Origin of the sequence: Micromonospora sp. NPDC005707 (assembly GCF_040631005.1) — a bacterium.
Classification (GTDB): domain Bacteria; phylum Actinomycetota; class Actinomycetes; order Mycobacteriales; family Micromonosporaceae; genus Micromonospora.
The window spans coordinates 181,142-202,174 of the sequence record NZ_JBEXYR010000006.1 but is presented as its reverse complement, the minus strand read 5'-3'; the positions used below and the strand labels follow the sequence as shown (position 1 = coordinate 202,174).

18 protein-coding genes are annotated in these 21,033 nt (G+C 74.0%); 10 read left to right on the top strand and 8 right to left on the bottom strand.

The genetic code is table 11. The annotated features are described in order from the left end of the window. Positions 1 to 3: 3 nt before the first annotated feature. The 6 genes from ABZ452_RS13850 to ABZ452_RS13825 form a co-directional block, all read right to left on the bottom strand. Positions 4 to 1,050, bottom strand: coding sequence for a LacI family DNA-binding transcriptional regulator (locus ABZ452_RS13850; protein WP_357942353.1), 1,047 nt, complete (start codon positions 1,048 to 1,050; stop codon positions 4 to 6). 81 nt (positions 1,051 to 1,131) lie between these two features. After that, positions 1,132 to 2,565, bottom strand: coding sequence for a GH1 family beta-glucosidase (locus ABZ452_RS13845; RefSeq protein ID WP_357942351.1), 1,434 nt, complete (start codon positions 2,563 to 2,565; stop codon positions 1,132 to 1,134). Continuing rightward, on the bottom strand, positions 2,562 to 3,395 hold the full coding sequence (locus ABZ452_RS13840) for a carbohydrate ABC transporter permease (protein WP_229791451.1): 834 nt from the start codon (positions 3,393 to 3,395) through the stop codon (positions 2,562 to 2,564). Before ABZ452_RS13840 ends, ABZ452_RS13845 begins: the two co-directional genes overlap by 4 nt. A gap of 71 nt (positions 3,396 to 3,466) precedes the next feature. Then, on the bottom strand, positions 3,467 to 4,450 hold the full coding sequence (locus tag ABZ452_RS13835; RefSeq protein WP_357942349.1) for a sugar ABC transporter permease: 984 nt from the start codon (positions 4,448 to 4,450) through the stop codon (positions 3,467 to 3,469). Between the two features lie 129 nt (positions 4,451 to 4,579). Further along, positions 4,580 to 5,881, bottom strand: a complete 1,302-nt coding sequence (locus ABZ452_RS13830; protein WP_357942347.1) for an extracellular solute-binding protein — start codon at positions 5,879 to 5,881, stop codon at positions 4,580 to 4,582. Positions 5,882 to 6,136: 255 nt separating this feature from the next. Beyond that, positions 6,137 to 6,682 (bottom strand): plasmid pRiA4b ORF-3 family protein, encoded by a 546-nt coding sequence (locus tag ABZ452_RS13825; RefSeq protein ID WP_357942345.1) that lies wholly within the window; start codon positions 6,680 to 6,682, stop codon positions 6,137 to 6,139. 150 nt (positions 6,683 to 6,832) lie between these two features. On the opposite strand from ABZ452_RS13825, the gene ABZ452_RS13820 reads away from it, so the two are divergent. After that, the gene (locus ABZ452_RS13820; protein ID WP_357942343.1) at positions 6,833 to 7,618 is read left to right on the top strand and encodes a pyrimidine reductase family protein; all 786 of its coding nucleotides are present in this window, start codon (positions 6,833 to 6,835) and stop codon (positions 7,616 to 7,618) included. An 89-nt stretch (positions 7,619 to 7,707) separates the two neighbouring features. Here the strand turns inward: ABZ452_RS13820 and ABZ452_RS13815 are convergent, their stop codons facing one another. Next, positions 7,708 to 8,754, bottom strand: coding sequence for a sigma-70 family RNA polymerase sigma factor (locus tag ABZ452_RS13815; RefSeq protein ID WP_357942340.1), 1,047 nt, complete (start codon positions 8,752 to 8,754; stop codon positions 7,708 to 7,710). 71 nt (positions 8,755 to 8,825) lie between these two features. On the opposite strand from ABZ452_RS13815, the gene ABZ452_RS13810 reads away from it, so the two are divergent. Both ABZ452_RS13810 and ABZ452_RS13805 read left to right on the top strand, forming a co-directional pair. Continuing rightward, a complete protein-coding gene (locus ABZ452_RS13810; protein ID WP_357942338.1) occupies positions 8,826 to 9,659 on the top strand; it encodes an alpha/beta hydrolase in 834 nt (277 codons plus the stop codon). 111 nt (positions 9,660 to 9,770) lie between these two features. After that, entirely contained in the window at positions 9,771 to 10,181 is a 411-nt protein-coding gene (locus tag ABZ452_RS13805; RefSeq protein ID WP_357942336.1) for a hypothetical protein, read from the top strand. A gap of 9 nt (positions 10,182 to 10,190) precedes the next feature. On the opposite strand, the gene ABZ452_RS13800 is transcribed toward ABZ452_RS13805, so the two are convergent. Beyond that, positions 10,191 to 11,825 carry a hypothetical protein gene (locus tag ABZ452_RS13800; protein ID WP_357942334.1) on the bottom strand — a complete coding sequence of 545 codons (1,635 nt, stop codon included), beginning with the start codon at positions 11,823 to 11,825 and terminating at the stop codon, positions 10,191 to 10,193. Between the two features lie 236 nt (positions 11,826 to 12,061). Here ABZ452_RS13800 and ABZ452_RS13795 point away from each other — a divergent pair, with 236 nt between their 5' ends. The 7 genes from ABZ452_RS13795 (at position 12,062) to ABZ452_RS13765 (ending at position 20,850) form a co-directional block, all read left to right on the top strand. After that, complete coding sequence (locus ABZ452_RS13795; protein ID WP_357942332.1) at positions 12,062 to 13,810, top strand: ATP-binding protein; 1,749 nt, start codon at positions 12,062 to 12,064, stop codon at positions 13,808 to 13,810. 9 nt (positions 13,811 to 13,819) lie between these two features. Then, a complete protein-coding gene (locus ABZ452_RS13790) occupies positions 13,820 to 14,968 on the top strand; it encodes an exonuclease SbcCD subunit D (protein WP_357942330.1) in 1,149 nt (382 codons plus the stop codon). Further along, positions 14,968 to 17,442: an SMC family ATPase gene (locus ABZ452_RS13785; RefSeq protein ID WP_357942328.1), complete on the top strand. Its 2,475-nt coding sequence runs from the start codon at positions 14,968 to 14,970 to the stop codon at positions 17,440 to 17,442. Before ABZ452_RS13790 ends, ABZ452_RS13785 begins: the two co-directional genes overlap by 1 nt. A gap of 10 nt (positions 17,443 to 17,452) precedes the next feature. Beyond that, complete coding sequence (locus tag ABZ452_RS13780; RefSeq protein WP_357942326.1) at positions 17,453 to 18,427, top strand: hypothetical protein; 975 nt, start codon at positions 17,453 to 17,455, stop codon at positions 18,425 to 18,427. Next, positions 18,427 to 19,284, top strand: coding sequence for a fused MFS/spermidine synthase (locus ABZ452_RS13775; protein ID WP_357942324.1), 858 nt, complete (start codon positions 18,427 to 18,429; stop codon positions 19,282 to 19,284). Before ABZ452_RS13780 ends, ABZ452_RS13775 begins: the two co-directional genes overlap by 1 nt. A gap of 82 nt (positions 19,285 to 19,366) precedes the next feature. Next, entirely contained in the window at positions 19,367 to 20,065 is a 699-nt protein-coding gene (locus ABZ452_RS13770; RefSeq protein WP_151465193.1) for a sigma-70 family RNA polymerase sigma factor, read from the top strand. Then, positions 20,062 to 20,850: a zf-HC2 domain-containing protein gene (locus ABZ452_RS13765; RefSeq protein WP_357942321.1), complete on the top strand. Its 789-nt coding sequence runs from the start codon at positions 20,062 to 20,064 to the stop codon at positions 20,848 to 20,850. Before ABZ452_RS13770 ends, ABZ452_RS13765 begins: the two co-directional genes overlap by 4 nt. Positions 20,851 to 21,033 lie beyond the last annotated feature (183 nt).

Genomic DNA, 21,033 nt, shown 5'->3' with positions numbered 1-21,033 from the left:
CCCTCAGGCCGAGGCGCGGTGGATGAGCTTGGTGTCCAGCAGCACGTGCGGGCTGGGCAGGTCCTCGCCGCGGATGCGGGAGACCAGCAGCCGGGCCATCTGCCGGCCCATCTCCTCGACCGGCTGGAAGACCGTGGTCAGCGGCGGCTCGGCCTGCCGGGCGATCGGGGCGTCGTCGAAGCCGATCACCGCCACGTCCTCGGGCACCCGGCGGCCGGCCTCACGCAGCGCGCGCAGGGCGCCGAAGGCCATCAGGTCGGAGGCGACGAAGACGGCGTCCAGGTCGGGGCAGACCTCCAGCAGCCGGCGCATGCAGGCCGTGCCGCTGCCCTCGCTGAAGTCCCCGTACGCGATGAGGTCCGGGTTGAGGTCGCCGCCCGCGGCCCGGACCGCCTCCTTGTAGCCGGACAACCGGGCCAGGCCGGCGCCCATGTCCTGGGTGCCGGCGATGGTGGCGACCCGCCGCCGGCCGCGGGCGAAGAGGTGCTCCACCGCCTGCCGGGCGCCGCCGACGTTGTCCACGTCGACGAACCAGGCCGGCTGGGCGTTCGGGTGCAGCATCCGGGCCGGCCGGCCGCCGAGCACGGTGGGCAGGCCGCGCTCCTCCAGCAGCGTGGGCAGCGGGTCCGCGTCGTGCAGCGAGAGCAGCAGCACGCCGTCGACGTGCTGGTTGGTCAGGTGGTGCTCGACCCGTTCCCGCTCGATCTGCGACTGCGCCATGGCCAGCCAGAGCTGCATCGGGGTCTCCAGCAGCGCGGAGCTGACGCCCCGGACGATGCCCGCGAAGAACGGCTCGGTGAAGACGCGCTCCCCCGACTCGGAGACCACCAGCGCCACCGAGTCGGTCCGCTGGGTGACCAGCGCCCGGGCCGCGCGGTTGGGCACGTACCCCAGCTCGGCGATGGCCGCCTGGACGGCGGCCCGGGCCTCGGGGCTGACCTGCGGCGAGCCGTTGACCACCCGGGAGACCGTGCCGCGCCCCACGCCTGCGCGGGCCGCGACCGCGTCGAGGGTCGGGCGCCCGAGCGACCGTGTGCGCTGCGTTGTCATCGTCTGTGCTCCTCCGACATCGGGCGACCCGGCACCTGTACCGGCGCCGGCGCCGGGCCGCCCGTCACTGGCTGGCCCAGCCTATTGTGCGGCCAGGCCGTTGCGTCGGATCACATCGGCGTACCACCTGGCGCTGGACTTCGGGATCCGGGCCTGGCTGTCGTAGTCGACGTAGACCATGCCGAAGCGCTTCGTGTAGCCCCACGCCCACTCGAAGTTGTCCATGAGCGACCAGGCGAAGTATCCCTTCAGCGGCACCCCGGCGCTGATCGCGGCGTGCGCGGCGCGCAGGTGCGCGTCGAAGTACGCCAGCCGGTCCGGGTCGTCGACCCGGCCGTCGACCACCGCGTCGACGAACGCGGAGCCGTTCTCGGTGACGTAGAGCGGCAGGTCGGTGTAGTCCTTGTGCACCCGCTCCAGCGTCTCCACCAGGCCCGGGGCGTCGATCTCCCAGCCCATGTCGGTCACCGGCACGCCCCGGGTGGCGAACTGGACGTCCTGGCTGCCCGGCCAGCACGACGGCGCCCGCCAGTACGCCTCGGCCGGGCCGGTCTCCGCCGGCGCGGCGACCACGTACCGGCTGTAGTAGTTGACCCCCACCATGTCCAGGGGGGTCGAGATGACCGCCAGGTCGCCGTCCCGGACGTGCCCGAAGTCGGTGACCTCGCGCAGGTCGGCGACCAGGTCCGCCGGGTACGCCCCGCGCAGCACCGGGTCGAGGAAGAACCGGTTGGCCAGCGCGTCGATCCGGCGGGCGGCGTCGGCGTCCTCCGGCGACCCGGTGGCCGGCGTGACCGGGTAGAGGTTGACGGTGATGCCGAGCTGCGCGTCCGGGCGGGACGCCCGCAGGGCCTGCACGGCCAGCCCGTGCCCGAGCATGAGGTGGTGCCCGGCCCGGACCGCGTCCGCCCCGTCCGACCGGCCCGGCGCGTGCACGCCGGAGCCGTAGCCGAGGAAGGCCGAGCACCACGGCTCGTTGAACGTGGTGAAGTACTTCACCCGGTCGCCGAGGGCGTCGGCGACCAGCTGGGCGTAGTCGGCGAACCGGCCGGCCGTGTCCCGGGCCGGCCAGCCGCCCGCGTCCTCCAGCGGCTGGGGCAGGTCCCAGTGGTAGAGGGTCAGCCAGGGCTCGATGCCGTGGCCCAGCAGCTCGTCCACGAGGCGCCGGTAGAAGTCCATCCCCTCGGCGTTGACCGCTCCGGCGCCGCCGGGCTGCACCCGCGGCCAGGAGACGGAGAAGCGGTAGGACTTCAGCCCGAGGTCGGCCATCAGCCGCACGTCGTCGGGCATCCGGTGGTAGTGGTCGCAGGCCACGTCGCCGGTGTGCCCGGCCACCGTCCGCCCCTCGGTGTGGCTGAAGGTGTCCCAGATCGACGGGCCGCGGCCGCCCTCCGTCGCCGCGCCCTCGATCTGGTACGCGGCGGTCGCCGCGCCCCAGAGGAAGCCGGGCGGGAAGGTGGCTGCCGCACCCTGGTCGAGGACGCCGACGGCGGGCGGGCTGGCTGGGTTGCTCACGACTTGACGGCGCCTTCCATGATTCCGCCGATGATCTGGCGGCCGAAGATGATGAACACGATCAACAGTGGCAGGGTCGCCAGTGCGGTGCCAGCGAACAGTGCCACGTAATCCGTCTGGTAGAGCCCGGACGAGAGGATCTTCAGGGAGTACTGCACCGTCGGGGTGTCCGGGGTGAGCACGATGAACGGCCAGAGGAACTCGTTCCAGGTCTGCATGAAGGTCAGCAGGCCGAGCACCGCCGCCGCCGGCCGCAGCGCGGGCAGCACCACGTTCCAGTAGATCCGCCAGGTGGAGCAGCCGTCGAGCCGGGCCGCCTCGATCAGCTCGTCGCTGATCGCGGACATCGCGTACTGGCGCATCATGAACACGCCGAAGCCCTGCACCAGGAACGGCACGATGACCGCCTGCAGGGTGCCCGTCCAGCCGAGTTCCACCATCATCAGGTAGAGCGGGATGACACCGAGCTGGGTCGGCACCATCATGGTCATGATGATGATCAGCAGCAGCGCGTTGCTGCCCCGGAACTTGAGCTTGGCGAACGCGAAGCCGGCCAGGCTGGAGAAGAAGATCACCGAGATGGTGACGACGGTCGACACGACGGCCGAGTTGACCAGACCGTAGACGAACGCGGCGTCCTCGTTGGCGAGCATCCGGTCGATGTTGGTGAACAGCTGGTCGCCGGGGGTCGGCGGCATCTCGTAGACCGCGCTGTTGTCCCGCGAGGCGATGATGAACGACCAGATGATCGGGAAGATCGACAGTACGCCGCCGAGGATGAGCGCGAGGTAGGTCAGCGGGCTGGCCTGCCAGAGCTGGGCGCCGGGCAGCCGGCCGCGGCCGCGGCGGCGGGACGGCACCGGCGGCGGGGTGACCGGGCGGGGCAGGGTCTGCGTGGTGCTCACTTCTTGTCCCCCTTCACCGTCCGGCGTACCAGCACGAAGTTGATCAGCGCGAAGATGATGATCATCATGAAGAGCAGCCAGGACATCGCGGAGCCGTACCCGTACTCGGAGTTCCCGGTGAAGGTCTTCTCGTAGATGTACATGGCCAGGGTCTGGAACTGGTGGTCCACCCCGCCGCGGACCAGCCCGTTCCCGTACATCAGGGGCTCGGTGAAGATCTGGAAGCCACCGATGGTGGAGATGATGATCGTGAAGAGGATCGTCGGCCGGATCAGCGGCACGGTGATCGCCCAGAACTGCCGCCAGGTCGAGGCGCCGTCCAGCGACGCCGACTCGTACAGGTCCTTGGGGATGGCCTGCATGGCACCGAGGTAGATGAGCGCGTTGTAGCCGGTCCACCGCCAGTCGACCATGAAGGCGATGGCGAACCAGGAGGCGAAGCGGTTGTCCCGCCAGGCGATGGGGTCGAAGCCCACCGTGCCGAGCAACCAGTTGATGAGGCCGTACCGGTCCGCGAAGATCAGCGCGAAGATGATGCCGACCGCGGCCACCGAGGTGATGTTGGGGATGACCACACCCATCCGCAGCAGCGTGCGGGCCTTCATCTGCCGGTTCAGCAGGTTGGCGAGCATCAGCGCCACGATGAGCTGCGGCACGGTGCTGAGCAGGAAGATGCCGAGGGTGTTGTAGGCCGCGTTCCAGAACTGGGCGTCCTGCATCAGGAGGCGGTAGTTCTCCAGCCCCGCGTACTCCTTGGTTCCGCTCAGCAGCTCGTAGTCGAAGAGCGAGACGTAGACCGTGTAGAGGACCGGGAAGAGGCCGAAGACCCCGAAGAGGACGAAGAACGGGGCCACGTACAGGTACGGGGAGTACTTGAGGTCCCAGCGGCCGAGCCGGTACGACCGGCGGCGGTGCAGCGGGGCGGACGGGGGCGGCGAAGCGGCGCGCGATGGTGGCACCGCGCCGACAGTCGAACTCATTGCAGGTCCTTCCGGGAGGTGGGGCGGCGGCGACCTCGCCGCGGCGCCCACACCCCTGGGGCGGGTGTGGGCGCCGCCGCCGAGCCCACGGGCAGTGGATCCCCGTGGGCTCGGCCGGTCACCGGCGACTCAGCTGGTCGCCTTCTTGGCCTCGTCCACCGCCTTCTTCCAGGCGGCATCCGAACTGAGCCGGCCACGCTCGGCCGCCTGCATCTGCGGCTCGAAGATGGTCTCCCAGACCTGCTGGTGCTTGGCACCGAGGAAGACGGGCTTCATGTTCTTGACGCTCTCACCGAAGATCTTGCCGGTGGGCGCACCGCTGAAGTACTCGCTCGTCTTGTCCTTGAACGCCGGGTCGTCCAGGCCGGCGATGTCGGACGGCATCGCGCCCGCCTCCTTGAACGCCGCCAGGTGGCCCTCCTTGCTGGTCAGGTACTTGGCCAGCTCGTACGCCTCCTTCGGGTGCTTCGTCTGCGCCGGGACGGCCAGGTAGGAGCCGCCCCAGTTGCCGCCGCCGCCGGGGATGTTGGCGATGTCCCACTTGCCGGAGTTCGCCGGGCCGGACTTCGGGGCGATGACGCCCTCGGTCATCCAGGCCGGGCAGGGCAGCGTCGCGAACGCGGAGTTCTTGAAGGCCCCGTCCCAGTCGGCGCTCCACCGCTGCGTCTTGGCGGTCAGCCCGTCCTTGGCCATCTGCAGGCCCATGTCCCAGGTCTGCTTGATGACCGGGTTGGTGTCGCCGATGAACTTGTTGTCCTTGTCGAAGAAGAACGTCTGCGAGTTCTGCATGACGTACGGCTGCATCAGGCTGGTCGCGCTGTCCAGCCAGGCAGCCTTGACCTTGCCGCTGGCCTTGAACTCCTTGCCCAGCGCGATGTAGTCCTGCCAGGTGGTCATCCGCTTCGAGACCTCGTCCCGGTCGGTGGGCAGACCGGCCTGCTGGAACAGGTCCTTGCGGTAGCACATGGCGAGTCCACCGACGTCGGTGCCGAGCCCGATCAGCTTCTTGCCGTCCGGTGTGAGGGCGTTGTTCCACTTCCACTCGGGGAAGTTGGCCTTCACCTCACCGGCGCCCAGGTCGAGCAGGTTGGCGAACTTGTCGGGGTTCTGGACGTACCCGAGCAGGACGCCCTCCTCCAGACCGACCACGTCGCCGGCACCGCTGCCGGCGGCGAGCCACTGCACCAGCTTCGGCTGGAAGTCGCGCAGCTCGCCCATCTTCTGGTGCTCGACCTTGATGTTCGGGTGGGCCGCCTCGAAGTCCTTGATGGCCTGGTCGTAGCCGAAGTTCTGGAAGGTCTGCAGGACCAGCTTGACCTGGCCGCCCTCGCCGGACCCCTCGTCGTCGTTCTTCTTGCTGCACCCGGCGCTGCCGAGAGCAACGCCCGCGGCGAGCACGGCGGCCGCGGCAATCCGGAGCCGGCGCCTCATGACGCTCATCCCTGACCCCTCTCAGGTGGGTAACTCGTGTGGTGGGTTCTGACTCGCGCCCGCTCGTCGGCCGGGCAGGTCGCGTGGTGAGGCTTTGGTTCTGGGGGCGCCGCCGCGAGGAGCGATGTGGCTTGGGACACACCTGCGGGAGCGCTCCCATGAGATTGCCGGCACGTGTCAGGAGTGTCAATAGACCGCTGGGAGCGTTCCCAGATCGTTACCGCGTGGCTCCCGGGCGCAGTCCCGGAAGGGCGGTCAGCAGAAGCGACGCAGCAGGGTGGTGGCCCGATCGGCGGCGAAGAACTCCGGCTCGAAGCCGGCGCCGGCCCACTCCCGCATCATCCGGTGCTCGGGGTGCCCAGGGTCGGCCAGCGCGGCCAGCAGGACGGCGTACCCGGCCGGGCCGCCGACGTCCTCCGGCGGGCAGGCGCGCTCCCCCTCGACGCAGGCCGGGTAGCGCTCGTCCGGGTCGGCCGTGCACACGTCCTCGACCACCAGGTCGTGCTCCCACCAGTCGCCGAAGTCGTAGGTGTAGCGGAACCGGTCCCCCTTGCCCACCACCGCGTCCAGCCGGACGTCCAGCTCGTCGCGGAGGGCCAGCTCGCCGTCCGGATCGGGCTCGCCGTACTGGCGGCCGTCGACGTCGAACGAATGCAGGTGGCAGTCCCGCCAGCCCATCGCGTGCTGGACCACCCGGTGCAGCCGGTCCAGGGTGTAGCCGCCGGGCACCAGCACCCGCCGCCACACCGGCGGCCGGACCCCGGCGAGCGAGACCTTCAGTTGGAAGATCTGACGCGACATGCTGTCCCATCCTTCCTCGGCATAGGCTGCCCACATGATCTGCCGAGCGTGCCGGGAGCGGCGGCACGACGACTGTCCAGGCCGGAAGTGGTGCGACTGCCAGCACCGTACCCCCGAACCCACCCCTCCGGTCACCGGTCCGGCCGGCGAATGAGCGTCGGAACCCCGATCGAACGGGTCTGGCCGGCGCCCGTCACCGGGCCGCTGACCGACCCGCAGCTGGCCGCGCTCTACGGCCGCGTCCCCCGTCCCCACCTGCGGGTGAACTTCGTGGCCAGCGCCGACGGCGCGGTCACCCTGGACGGCTACTCCGCCGGGCTTTCCGGCGAGCCGGACAAGCGCGTCTTCGGCCTGCTGCGGATGCTCTGCGACGGGCTCGTGGTGGCCGCCGGCACGCTGCGCCACGAGGGCTACCGGGCGCTGCGGCTCGGCGAGGAGCGCCGCGCCTGGCGCCGCGAGCAGGGCCTGGCCGAATACCCGACCCTCGTGGTGGTCTCCGGCTCGCTCGACCTCGACCCGGCCCAGGCGTGCTTCGCCGACGCGCCGGTCCGGCCGCTCGTGCTCACCCACGCGGCCGCCGACCCGCCGCCCGGGCTGACCGAGGTGGCCGACCTCGTCCGCTGCGGCGCGCAGCGGGTCGACCTGGCCGCCGGCCTGGCCGAGCTGCGCCGGCGCGGGCTGGGCCAGGTGCTCTGCGAGGGCGGGCCGCACCTGTTCGGCGCGCTCACCGCGGCCGACCTGGTGGACGAGCTGTGCCTGACCGTCGCGCCGCTGCTCGCCGGTGCCGGCCCGGGCCGGATCACCGCGGGGGCCGGCAGCGCGCCGCGGCACCTGCCGCTGCGCCACGTGCTGGCCGCCGCCGACGGCGTGCTGATGCTGCGCTACGCCCGGGACCCCGGCGAGGCGCCGCCCGCCGGCGCCGCACCGGCCGCCTGACCGCACCGTCCGTCAAGGGCAAAAGGGGATACGCGGACAGCCTCGCCCGGCCAGGGCGGAGCGGGCGGCCGGCGGCCGGCGGCCACGGGTCACCGGGTCGGCGGAACGGCCGCCCCCGGCAGCGAGTCCGGCAGCCCGAACGCCGCGGCGTGTTCCGCGCCCACGAACGAGGTGATCCCGGCGATCCGGTCACCCCGCAGCGTCAGCACGTCGACCGACCACGGCAGGTACGGGCCGGTCCCGGCCCGGCGCAGGTAGCCGGCGACCGCGGGCTGGCCGTTCGCGCCGGCGGGCAGGTGCCGCCAGCTGCCGCAGGGGCCGAGCGGCGCCGACCGGGCGAAGTCCAGCACGGCCGCGACGCCCCGGTACCAGTGCGGCATCGGCGGCATGGACCAGGTGACGTCCTCGGTGAGCAGGGCGACCAGGGCGTCCGCGTCGCCGTTCTCCAGGGCGGTGGCGTAGCCGGTGACGACCTCGCGCAGCCGGGCGTCGTCGAGCATCCGCAGGGTGCGCTGCTGCGTCGCGGCGGGGGCCCGCTCGGCCAGCACCCGGCGGGCCCGCGCGAGGGCCGAGTTCACCGACGTGGTCGAGGTGCCCAGCATGACCCCGATCTCCGCGGCGGAGTAGCCGAGGACGTCGAAGAGCAGCAGCGCGGCCCGCTGGTTGCCCGGCAGGTGCTGCACGGCGGCCACGAAGGCGAGCTCGACCGCCTCGCGCTGCTCGTACCGCGCGCCCGGAGCGACGGGGCCGGGCGCGAGGCCGGTGTCCGGGTACGGGCCGAGCCAGGCGACCTCGTGGACCGGGCCGCTGTCGGGCACCGCGCGGTCACTGGCCGGGCCGAGGTCGACCGGCAGGGCCCGCCGGGCGCGACCGGCGATGGCGTCGAGGCAGACCCGGGTCGCCACGGTGTAGAGCCACGAGCGCAGCGAGCCGTGCCCGGCGAAGGTGGGCAGCCCGCGCCACGCCCGCAGCAGCGCGTCCTGGAGGGCGTCGTCGGCGTCGTGCACCGAGCCGAGCATCCGGTAGCAGTGGGCGTGCAGCTCCCGGCGCAGTGGCGCGACGAGCGCCGTGAAGTCGGCCTCGTCGACGGGGGCGCGGTCCGGGGATCCGGCGGCGGCCGGGGAACTGACGCTCACGACGACGATTCTGCCGCAGCGCCGGAGTCAGGAAGGTGAACGGCTCGCCCGTCACGACCCTGGAGGACCCGATGAGCAGCATGTCCACCGCACCCGTCACCACCGGCACCCTGGCGGTGCCCGACGGGCGGCTCTACTACGAGGTACGCGGCCGGGGCCCGCTCGTGGCGCTGGTCGCCGCCCCGATGGACGCCGACGCCTTCGTGCCACTGGCCGACCTGCTGGCCGCGGAGCACACCGTGCTGACCACCGACCCGCGCGGGATCCGCCGCAGCGTCCTGCACGACCCGCACCAGGACTCGACCCCCGAACTGCGCGCCGACGACGTGGCCCGGCTCCTCGCCCACGTCGACGCGGGTCCGGCCGCCGTGCTGGGCTCCAGCGGCGGCGCGGTGACCGTCCTCGCCCTGGCCCAGGCGGCTCCCGAGCGGGTGCACACGGTCGTCGCGCACGAACCGCCGCTGCTCGGCCTGCTGCCCGACCGGGCGGACCTGCTGGCCCGCGAGGACGAGATGATCGCCACCTACCGCTCCGGCGACCGGCTCGGCGCCGGACGCCAGTTCCTCGCCACCGCGAACATCCACCTGCCGGAGGAGGTGGTGCTGGGCATGTTCGGCGGCGAGCCCGACCCGCAGGCGGCCGCCGACGAGCACTTCCAATACCTGCACATGATCCGGGGGACCACCCGCTTCCGGCCCGACGTGGACGCCCTGCGCGACGGCCCGACCCGGGTCGTCGTCGGTCTCGGTGAGCGGTCGACCGGTGAGGTCTGCGACCGCACCTCGCGGGCGCTCGCGGCGGCGCTGGGCACAGCGCCGGCGATGTTCCCGGGCGGCCACGTCGGCTTCGCCGAGGACCCGCCGGCCTTCGCCGCCCGGCTGCGCGAGGTGCTCGCCGGCGGCTGAGGCACGACGCGGGGCGCGGGTGCGGTGCTCCGGCGCCGGAACCCGCGCCCCGCCGGGTCGGGCTGCGCCGTCTCGCGAACCCGCCGTTGATCAGCGCCGTAACCTCGGGGAATGCGTACTCCGCAGGCGACCGGGACGGCCCCGGAGCGGACCGGTCGGCCGGTGCTCGCCGGTGGGCTGCTGGTCGCCACCGGGCTGACCGACGTGCTGGCCGGGTTCGGCATGCTCCGGTCCGGGGTCTTCGTGGTGGTGGGCGAGGGCGGCATGCACCAGGTCGACCTCACCTTCTGGGCCTGGCTGCAACTGACGATCGGGGCCGCCGTCGCGGTCGCCGGGCTGGTGGCGCTCACCGGCCGGCGGGACGCCGCCGCGGTCGCGATCGGCTGCGCGGCGCTGGCGATCGCCCTGGACCTGCTCATGCTGCCGTACGCGCCGATCCGGTTGCTCATCGTGGCCGCCGTCGACGCGGCGGCGATCCGGCTGCTGCTCCGGCACCGCCGGGCCACCGGCCGGGCGGTGTGAGGCCGCCGGTCAGCGGGGCTCGCAGATCCGGCCGGAGAAGGCCGGGTCGCCCTCCCGGGCGGCCGCCCACACCGGATTGACGGCCAGCGCGAGCGGCGGGGCCTGCCAGGCGGCGCCCAGCCGCTGGAGCAGGCGGTACTCCCGGCGCGGCTCGTCGACCCGGCCGCCGGCCAGGAAGTCGACCACCCGCTCCTCGGCGAGCCGCTGGCCGATCAGGCCGCCGTGCAGGGCGGGCATCTGGAACACCGGGATACGGCTGTACTCGCCGGGCGGCGCCTCCGCCGCGCTGACCGTGGGCAGGAAGGCGATCACGCGGACCCCGGCCACCGGACAGAGCGTGCGGTTGCGGTAGAAGGGCGCGTTGACCAGCACCGAGCGGACGAAGGGCTCGTCCGGGGTGCTCTTCACCCGGCGGCCCAGGTTGGCCAGCCAGAAGATCCCGCGCAGCTCCCAACCGGCGGCCACGCCCCACCCGCTGTAGCCGGGGGGCGGGTAGTAGGCCCGGCCGGGCTGGACGAGCGGGCTGAACAGCAGCACCGCCTCCACCGGCAGGGGCTGCGCCCACTTGTCCAGGTAGGTGCGGGCCACCATGGCGCCCTCGCTGAACCCGAGCAGGCCGATCGGCCGGCCGGTCCGGCGGTGCAACCGGTCGATCTGCGCGGCCAGCAGCACCGCGCTGGCGTCCAGGGACTGGTGGGTCGTCTCCGGCCCGTACGGCAGCGGCCGCCCCTGCCGGTCGAGCCCCCGGTAGGAGAAGCGCTCCACCCGGGGGTCCGCCGGTGGCCGGCCGTTCCACTGCGAGTCGTGTCCGGCGATGGCGATCACCGCGTGCGGCACCCGGTCGGGCAGCCGCTGCGTGAGCAGCGGGGGCAGCCACTCCGCCGGTGGACCCGTCGCCAGGCCGACGAGAGACTGCGACCCGACCGCCGCGGCCATGGTGAGGGCGATGGCCACCGGCGCCACGGGAGTCCGGGCCAGGCGGATCCGGGCCGGCAGCACGGCCGCCGACACGGTGCGCTGCCAGAGCAGGCCGTTGGCCAGGCCGGCCAGCGCGGCCACCAGGACCGCCCACCAGCCCGACGTGCTGGAGATGACGGCGCCCGCGACCGTGAGCACCACGAAGTTGAGCACCGACCAGCCGAGCAGCTCGATGGTGGGCAGGCCGCGCCACCAGTTCCCGACCACCCCGGCGCGCTGGAGGAACGGGGCGAGCACCAGCATCGGGGCGAGCGAGGCGAACAGGTAGAGCGAGAGCGCGACCGCCGAGAAGGCCACCGAGATGGCGGCCCACGGCGAGATGATGACCAGGGCGAGGGCGGCCACCTCCAGGTTCCGCCGGACCAGCCAGCCGAACGGGGGACGCGCCGCCCGCGCGGGCCAGGCCAGCGCGGTCAGCCCGGCGGAGAGCAGCCCGCGGAACACGGTGAGCAGCACCAGCCCGAGGCCGAAGTTCCACCAGGAGTCGTGGTAGACCAGCAGCCACCGCAGGTCGTGGAACGAGTCGTACGGCCAGACCGCGGTCACCTGGGGCGCCAGCCCTCGGGCGCCGTGGAAGCCGATGCCCACGAGCACGGCCGCCTGCAGGACCGGCGGCAGCACGGCGAGCGCCAGCAGCCACGCCGTCCGGCTCCGGACTGCTTCCACCGCCGCTCCTCGTGCCTTCCGTCCACCGGCCCCTTGCAGGATCCCCCGTGATCCGGCCCGGCGGTGCCGGAATGGCCGACCGGGGCGTACGGAGAGTCAGCGGCCGGTCCCGCTGCGCACGGCCGGCGGACCGGCGAGGTGGCGTCCGCCGCGTCGCGTGGCAACCTGTCGCATCCCTCGGGCAGGATGCACGACGTGCGCCGTGAACGGGACGACCAGCCGACCGGAGACCGCCGATGACCGACGACCTGCTCGACGGCCCCGGCGACGGGGTCGGCCGCGTGCTCGGCACCGCCGACGCCACCCCGCTCACCTTCTGGACCGCCGTCGCCCCCGGCAGCTACCTCCAACTCGACGACGTCGTGGTGACCCGCCGCGAGCTGCCCGACCGGGAGCCGGTCACCATCGCCGGCGTGGTCACGCAGGTGCGCGCCCGGCACGAGGGCGCGCAGTTCGACTCCGACGTGTTCGCCATCGCCGACGGCACCCTGCCCGCGCAGGTGCAGGAGGCCGCCGAGGTCACCACCACCCGCGTCGACCCCGAGTTCTACGTGCCGCCCACCCCGGGCGCCGTGGTGCACCGGGCCGAGGGCGACGCCCGGGCCCGGGCGCTGCACTTCGACCGGATGGAGCGGCGCATCCCGATGGGCATGGGCCGCGACGGCGTCCCGGTCTACCTCAACGCCGATTTCCTCGACGGCACCCGGGGCGCGCACGTCTCCATCTCCGGCATCTCCGGCGTGGCCACCAAGACCAGCTTCGCCACCTTCCTGCTCTACTCGGTCTTCCGCTCCGGCGTGCTCGGCGGCGACGCGGTCAACGCCAAGGCGCTGATCTTCAACGTCAAGGGCGAGGACCTGCTCTTCCTCGACCACCCCAACACCCGGCTCGACGACGCCACCCGGGCCGGCTACGCGAAGCTCGGGCTCGACGCGGGCGCGTTCCCCGACGTCCGGGTCTACGCGCCGCCCCGGGTCGGCGACTCGTCCGGCACCCCCGACGTGAGCAGCCGGCTCACCGGGGTGGACAGCTTCTACTGGACGCTGAGCGAGTTCTGCGCCGACCGCCTGCTGCCCTACGTCTTCGCCGACGCCGACGACGAGCGGCAGCAATACACGATGGTGGTGCACTCGGTCGCCGCCCACCTGGCCCGATACGCCCAGCCCGCCGACGGCGGGGTGAGCATCGACGGGGTGCGGCTGGGGTCCTACGCCGACCTGGTCGACCACGTCGTCGCGCAGCTCAACGACGACGAGACCCGGGGCGAGTGGGCGGGCAGCGCGGTCGGCCTCGGCACGGTCAACGCGTTCGCCCGCCGGCTGATCGGCAGCAAGAAGGACCTGGGCCGGCTGATCCGGGGCGACCTGGCCACCCGCCGCCCGCACTCGATCAACACCGCCGAGTCCGCCCAGGTCACCGTGGTCGACCTGCACAACCTGCCGGACCGGGCGCAGCGCTTCGTGGTCGGCGTGACGCTCAAGAGCGAGTTCGAGCGCAAGGAGAAGGCGGGCACCGCGAAGCCGCTGCTCTTCGTCGTCCTCGACGAGCTCAACAAGTACGCCCCCCGGGAAGGCTCCTCCCCGATCAAGGAGGTGCTGCTCGACATCGCCGAGCGGGGCCGCTCGCTCGGGGTGATCCTGGTCGGCGCCCAGCAGACCGCCAGCGAGGTGGAGCGGCGGATCGTCACCAACTCGGCGATCCGGGTGGTCGGCCGGCTCGACCCGGCCGAGGCGTCCCGCCCGGAATACGGCTTCCTGCCGCCCGCCCAGCGGCAGCGGGCCCTGCTGGCCAAGCCGGGCACCATGTTCGTCAACCAGCCCGACATCCCGGTCCCGCTCTGCCTGGAGTTCCCCTTCCCGGCCTGGGCCACCCGGGTCTCCGAGGCCGGCCGGGCGCCCTCGGAGACGCTGCGCTCGATCACCCAGGCGGCCGACCCGTTCGCGGTGGTCGGCTCGGGCACCTCCGACGACGACATCCCGTTCTAGAGGGCTGACATGAAGATCCTGCACACCTCCGACTGGCACGTCGGCAAGGTCCTCAAGGGGCAGTCCCGGGCCGAGGAGCACAAGCAGGTGCTCGCCCAGGTGATCGAGATCGCCCGGGTCGAGCGGCCGGACCTGGTGATCGTGGCCGGCGACCTCTACGACACGGCGGCGCCCACCCCGGAGGCGACCCGGCTGGTCACCCGGGCGCTCACCGCGCTGCGCCGCACCGGGGCGGACGTGGTGGCGATCGGCGGCAACCACGACAACGGCGCGGCGCTCGACGCGCTGCGCCCCTGGGCCGAGGCCGCCGGGATCACGCTGCGGGGCAGCGTCCGGGAGAATCCGGCCGAGCACGTCATCGACGGCACCACCCGCGACGGCGAACGCTGGCAGGTCGCCGCGCTGCCGTTCCTCTCCCAGCGCTACGCCGTACGCGCCGTGGAGATGTACGAGCTGACCCCGGCCGAGGCCAACCAGACCTACGCCGACCACCTCGGCCGGGTGCTCGCCCGGCTGGCCGAGGGGTTCACCGAGCCGGACCGGGTGCACCTGGTCACCGCCCACCTCACCGTGGTCGGTGCGAGCACCGGCGGCGGCGAGCGGGACGCGCACACCGTGCTCGGCTACGCGGTGCCGGCGACCGTGTTCCCGGGCAACGCGCACTACGTGGCGCTGGGCCACCTGCACCGCTCCCAGCGGGTGATCGGCCCCTGCCCGGTCCGCTACAGCGGCAGCCCGCTCGCCGTCGACTTCGGCGAGCAGGAGAACGTCGGGTCGGTGACGATCGTCGAGGTGACCGCGACGACCGCCGCGCAGATCCGGGAGGTGCCGGTGCCCGGGGCCGTCCCGCTGCGCACGGTCCGCGGCACCCTGGCCCAGCTCGCCGAGATCGACGTGCCCGACGGCTGGCTGCGGGTCTACGTCCGCGAGCAGCCCCGCGCCGGGCTGCGCGAGGAGGTGCAGGAGCTGCTCCCCCGGGCGCTGGAGATCCGGATCGACCCGGAGCTGGTGCCCGCCCCGGGCAGCGGCACCCGCACGGCCCAGCGCGCCGGCCGCTCGCCGCGCGAGCTGTTCGCCGACTACCTGGGCAGCCGGGGCCACGCCGACGAGGACGTCCGGGAGCTCTTCGACGAGCTGCTCGAGGAGGTGGAGCACTGATGCGGCCCATGCGGCTGGACATGGCGGGCTTCACCGTCTTCCGCGAGGAGACCACCGTCGACTTCACCGACGCGGACTTCTTCGCGCTGGTCGGGCCGACCGGCTCGGGCAAGTCGACGGTGCTCGACGCGATCTGCTTCGCGCTCTACGGCACGGTCCCCCGCTGGGGCGGCACGCGGGGCCTGGCCAACGCCCTCGCCCCGTCGGCCACCGAGGCGCGGGTGCGGCTGGTCTTCGAGTCCGCCGGCGACCGCTACGTGGCCACCCGGGTGGTCCGCCGGGACGGCCGGGGCACGGTGAAGACCGCCAACGCGGGGCTGGAGCTCATGCCGCCCGGGTTCGACGTCACCAAGCTCGACACCGGGCTCAGCCCGGAGGATCTCGGCGAGGTGGTGGCCGGCACCCCGGCCGAGATGGAGCAGGCGGTGCTGGACGCGGTCGGGCTGCCGTACGAGCAGTTCACCAGCTGCGTCGTGCTGCCGCAGGGGCAGTTCGCCGACTTCCTGCACGCCAAGCCGGCCACCCGGCAGCAGATCCTCGTCAACCTCCTCGGGCTGGGCATCTACGAGGAGGTGCAGAAGAAGGCCACCGAGCGCGCCGGGCAGGCCGAGGCGAAGCTGGAGGCGGTCGACAAGGTGCTCGGCGGCCTCGCCGACGTCGACGAGGAGAGCCTGGTCGCCGCCCGGGAGCGGGTCGAGGCGATGCGCGAGCTGGCCGGGGCGGTCGCGGCGGCCGTACCGGAGCTGGAGCGGGCGCGGGCGACGGCGCGCGAGCAGGCGGCGGCGCTCGCGGCGCTCGACGCCGAGCTGACCGTGCTGGCCGGGGTCCGGCCGCCGGACGGGACCGCCGAGCTGGCCCGGGCGGTGTCCGCCGCGCGGACCGCCGCGGACGAGGCGACCGCCGCCGTCGGGCTGGCCGAGGAGCGCGAGGAGAAGCTGCGCGGCGAGCTTGCCGCGGCCGGCGACGAGAGCGCGCTGCGCCTCCAGCTCAAGGCCTACGCCGACCGGGAGCGGCTGACCGGTGAGGCGGCGGCGGTCCGCGCGGCGGTGGACGCGGCCCAGGCCGAGCACGACACGGCGGCCGGCGCGCTCACCGCGGCCCGGGCCGAGGCCGAACGGGCCGAGGCGGAGCTGGAGGCGGCGTTCCGCGCGCACGAGGAGGCGAAGGCCACCGACCAGGCGGTGGCGCTGCGGGCGCACCTGGTCGACGGCGCCCCCTGCCCGGTCTGCGAGCAGCCGGTCCCCCGGGTGCCGGCCGTGCCGAAGGGGTCGGCCGTGACCCGGGCCCTCGCGGCCGGCAAGGCGGCCCGGGCGGCCAGCGAGGCCGCCAAGCGGGTGGTGCAGGAGCGCGACGCGGCCGCCCGCGAGCTGGACCGGGTGCTGCTGCGCGCCCGGGCCGAGCACGACCAGCTCGCGACCCGGCTGGCCGAGCTGGACGGGCAGCTCGCCGGCGCCGCCACCCCGGAGGCGCTGCGCGGGACCCTGGCCGAGCACGCCCGGCTGCGCCGGGCGCTGGAGGAGGCGGCGGGTGCGGTCCGCGCCGGCCGCGACGCCGCGCGCCGGGCCCGCAGCTCCCTCGACGGGGCGCAGGATCGGCTGCGCCGGGCCTGGCGCGACTTCGACACCGTCCGCGACGGGCTGGCCCGGTTCGGTCCGCCCGCCGCCGATCGCGACGACGTGGCCGCCGCCTGGACGGCCCTCGCCGGATGGGCCGGCGAGCAGGCCGGGCGGCGGCGCGCCGACCGGGACGGGCTGGCCGCCGCCGTCGACGCCGCCGAGGCCGCGGCGGGCGAGGTGGCGCAGCGGATCGGCGGGCTCTTCGACGCCGCCGGGCTGCCCGCACCGCGGGACGCGCAGCGCGACGCCGCCGTGGCGGTGGAGCGGGCCGAGGCGGAGCTGCGCCGGCTGGACGAGCGCCGCGAGCAGGCCGCCGAGCTGCGCGAGCAGCGGGCCGGCCACGAGCGGGAGGCCCGGGTGGCCCGCGCCCTCGCCGGGCACCTGCGGGCCAACAACTTCGAACGCTGGCTGCTGGCCGAGGCCCTGGACCTGCTGGTCGACGGCGCCTCGCGGATCCTGCGCGAGCTCTCCGGCGGCCAGTACGACCTCGTGCACGACAAGGGCGAGTTCTTCGTGGTCGACCACCACGACGCCGGGCTGCGGCGCGGGGTGCGCACCCTTTCCGGCGGCGAGACGTTCCAGGCGTCGCTGGCCCTGGCGCTGGCCCTCTCCGAGCAGCTCGCCGGGATGTCCACGAGCGCGGCCAGCCTGGAGTCGATCGTCCTCGACGAGGGCTTCGGCACGCTGGACGCGGCCACCCTCGACACGGTGGCGGCGACCCTGGAGAACCTGGCCGCCCGGGGCGACCGGATGGTCGGTGTGGTCACCCACGTGCCGGCGCTCGCCGAGCGGATCCCGGTCCGCTTCGAGGTCCGCAAGGACGCCCGCACGGCCCGCGTCGAACGGACCGGCCTGTGAGGAGCGCGGCGTGACGGGACCGTCGAGGGCGGGAGCCCGGTTCTTCGTCGACGCGTGGGACCCGGCCTACGGGGCGTCGTTCGAGGCGGGGGGCGGGCCGGCGGCGCCGAGCAGCGCCCAGGTCGACGCCGACGTCGAGCTGCCCGCCACCGACTGGCGGGCCGTCGACGCGCGACGCGACGTCGCCGCCCCGAACGTGGTGCTGCTGGTCGACGGGGTACGCCGGATCGACGCCAGCGTCTGGACGGCGGAGGACGACGGCGGCTCGTTCCCCGGCATCGCCGCCTCGTACGCGGCGGGGGTGGTCCGCTGCGACCTGGAGCGGGGCGCGGCGGAGCTGGCCGGTTCGCGGGTGGGCCGGGGCCTGTTCACCGCCAGCCCCTCGGCGCAGGACGTGGTGGCCGGCGCGATCCACTACCCGGTGCACCGGGTGAGCGGCACGGGCGAGCTGAGCAAGCTCCCCGCCGCCGTGCAGGGCCCGCTGACCGCCCTGGAGGTGGCGGTCTCCGAGACGGTACGGGCCGACGGCGACCTGCTGGTGGTGGACGGGCCGCTGCGCAGCCGGCGGAACCTGCCCCGCACCCTCGGCTACATCAAGACCCAGCACAGCCAGTACCTGGACGGCCGGCTCACCGCGGTGGTCACCGGGCTGGCCCCCGGGCAGCGCTGCCCCGTGTTCCGGCTGGGCACCGCGTGGGGCGGCTACTCGTGGTACCTGCGGCTGCCGGTGGCCGGCGGCGCCCCGTGGGCCGGCATCGTGCGGGTCGAGTGCTCCGCCGAGCTGACCGAGGCCGAGGCCATCGGGCTGGCCGACCTGTCCCTGGTGACGCTGCCCCGGTTCGCCTCCACTCCCTACAAGGACCCGCGCGCCCCGCAGAACCTCATCCCCATCGCCGGCCTGGAGCGCCGGCTGCGCGGGATGCTCGGCGACGCCCGCCTGCTGCACCGGGTGCTCACCGCGGCGGCCCGGGGGATCCGGCGCTGATGGGCCGGCGACGCGGCGCGGACCGGGAGGTCACGCAGGTCGACACGGGGCAGGCCGAGCTGGTGCCCGACCCGGACCGGCCGGGCTCCTGGACGCTGCTGCTCGACGGCGCCCCGCAGTCCCATGTGGACCTGAACGACCCCGGCCACCTGGAGTTCGAGTACGTCCGGCGGCTGGCCGCCGCGATCGACCTGGTGGCGCCGGCCGGCGCGCCGCTGCGGGTGCTGCACCTGGGCGGCGGCGCGCTCACCCTGCCCCGCTACGTCCAGGTCACCCGCCCCGGCTCGACCCAGCGGGTGTCCGAGGTGGACGGCGCGCTGGTGGAGCTGGTGCGCCGGGAGCTGCCCTGGCCGGCGGACCCCCGGCTGCGGGTCCGGGTCGCCGACGCCCGGGCCACCCTGACGTCGAGCCGGGACGGCAGCTACGACGTGGTGGTCGCGGACGTCTTCGCCGGCGCCCGCACCCCCGCCCACCTGACCTCGGCCGAGTACGCCGCCGAGGTGGCCCGGGTGCTCCGGCCCGACGGCTGCTACCTGGCGAACATCGCCGACGGCCCGCCGCTGCGGCACGCCCGCGGGCAGGTCGCCACGGTGCGCACCGTGCTGCCCCGCGCCTGCGTGGTCGGCGACGCGGCGGTGCTGCGTGGCCGGCGCTACGGCAACCTCGTGCTCGTGGCGTCCCGGGTGGAGCCGCCGGTGCCCGAGCTGACCCGGCGGGCCGCCGGCGACTGGTTCCCCGGCCGGGTGCTGTCCGGCGCCGAGCTGGACCGCTTCGTCGGGGGCGCTCCGGTGGTCCACGACGCCGACGCCACGGACTCCACCCCGCCCCCGCCCGGAATTTTTTCCGTCCGGCGTTGATCCGCTCGGCGGGCCGGTGCGTATCACCGGGCGGCCATGCCCGTGGGGGGTCGGCTGAGTCATTGGACACCGGAGGTCTTGCATGCATGCGGTGGCGGCCGGCTGGCACGGCGAGGTGGCGAGGCCCGAGTGGATGTTCGCCCGGGCACAGCCCCGGTCGCGCGCGTCGAGGTCGGGCCGGGGGGTCGACGCCTGCCCCTCGGATCGCCAGAATGATCCGGTGACGCCGCGACCGGCGCCCGGACGCCACCAGGCCACGTCCACCGAGGCGAGCCACTCCGACCAGCTGATCCGGCTGCTCTACGCCGAGCACGCCGGGCCCCTGCTGATGTTCGTGATGCGGCTGACCGGCGGCGACCGGCAGCGCGCCGAGGACATCGTGCAGGAGACGCTGCTGCGGGCCTGGCGCAACGCGCACCGGCTGGGCACCCACGGTCAGGGGTCGCTGCGTCCCTGGCTGGTCACGGTGGCCCGGCGGATCGCCATCGACGAGCACCGCAGCGAACAGGCCCGCCCGGCGGAGACGTACGACCGGGACCTGACCGCGTTCGCCGAGGCGGACAGCACCGACCGGGTGCTGCGCACGATGACCGTGGCGGACGCGCTGCGTACGCTGAGCCAGTCGCACCGGGAGATCCTGGTGGCGACGTACTTCCGGGGGCGTACCGTGCCCGAGGCGGCCGAGGAGCTGGGCCTTCCGCTCGGCACCGCCAAGTCGCGGGTCTACTACGCGCTGCGCGCGCTGCGCACGGCTCTGCAGGAGAGGGGGGTGACGGAATGAGCCGCGCGGACCACATGGACGTCGCCGCGTACGCGCTCGGCGTGCTGGACCCGCAGGACTCGGAGCGGTTCGAGGAGCACCTCGCCACCTGCTGGGCGTGCGCGGCGGAGCTGGAGACGATGGTCCCGGTGGTGGGGATGCTCTCCGGCATCGACGGCGAGGCGATGGCCGCGCTGGAGCAGACGCACACCGATCCGGCGCTGCTGGACCGTACCCTCGTGGCGGTGCGCCGCGACCGGCGGCGGACCCGGATGCGGCAGGTCTTCGCCGCCGCGGCCGCGGTCGTGGTGTTCGGCGGCCTGAGCGGCGTCGGCATGGCCGGGGTGTTCGGCGGCGGCGACGACAAGCCTCTCCCGCAGGCCGGGCCGACCCTCACGGCGCCCGTCACCGCTCCGCCGAACAGCGAGCCGTCCGACCCCAACGACCCGAACGTCGGCGGCAACGAGCAGGAGGGCGACCAGCACAACGCGGTCGACCCGGGCACCGGCGTGAAGACCACCATGTGGCTGGCGTCGAAGGAGTACGGCACCCAGATCGACCTGCAGCTGACCCGCCTGCCCGGGCCGCGCACGTGCCGGCTGGTCGTCGTCCGCAAGAACGCCACGAGCGAGGTGGTCTCGACCTGGTCGGTGCCGGGCGGCGGCTACGGCACGAACACCAACCAGCTCCCGCTGGAGTTGAGCGCGTCCACGTCGGCCCCGCTCAAGGACATCGAGAAGATCCAGGTCCAGTCGGTCGACGTCAACGGCATCGCCAGCCCGCTGGTGACGGTGAGCGACCTCTGATCCCGCCGGAACGCCGGCGCCGGGCAGCGACATCGCCCGGCGCCGTTCCGTCGTTCCCGGGGACACCGGCCCGATGTGCTCCCCCACGCGCCGCCGGCCGGATCGGTTCAACCGATCCACTGTGAAATGGAGCACCTTTTTCCCTTCAACCTTGACAGCGCACCGCCCGTACTACTCGGCGAA